Raw genomic sequence first — 617 nt, 5'->3', positions numbered from 1 at the left:
TTGTAGGTCAGCGGCGGGTTGGTGGAGCGGTGCGCCATGCCGCGGGGCCCGTAGGCGGCCATGTCGTCGCCGAGTTGGGCTTGGGCGTCTTCTTCGGGGAGGGCGTATATCAGGACCTTGTCCTGGTCGATCATGGGCAGCTGCGCGGACTGTCCACCGTTCTGGGCGCGGGTCGGGGTGGCCGGGAACTGGTCGATCAGCGGTTCTTGCAGTTGGAGGGACTTCGCGACGGCCTTCGCGGTCCAGTCCTTGTCGGCGGCGGGGGCTTTCGCCCAGGTGTAGAGAAGGTAGTCCCCGTGGGGCGTGAACGCGTTGACCGACACCTCGGGTCCGGCATCGAAATTCGTCTGTCCGGTCGAGACCAGGGTGTTGGGCAGGATGTCGATGTTCTCGGCGGTCTCGAGGCCGGTGCCGTCGTCGACGGTCAGCAGGTTCTGGTGGATCTCGCGGGCGGTCGTGGCGGCGTCCTCAGGATTGTTGAACCGCATCACTGCTTGGACGACGGACCGGGACGGATCGGTCGTCTTAGTTGTAGGGGTGGCGGCGGTCGAGACGTAGCCGTAGAGCATCTGGTGGTTGTGGGCGATGTCCCCGGCGGCGTCGCTGAGGACGACACC

General features: G+C 66.1%; 1 protein-coding gene. It reads right to left on the bottom strand.

All coding sequences use genetic code 11. The features are described 5' to 3' along the window. Positions 1–617, bottom strand: a 617-nt coding sequence (locus tag AC1DWT_RS51750; RefSeq protein ID WP_477926339.1) for a DUF7373 family lipoprotein, incomplete at both ends; no start/stop codon positions are given.

This window comes from Rhodococcus sp. P4_B6 (assembly GCF_056402215.1).
This window is presented reverse-complemented; position numbering and strand designations above follow the sequence as displayed.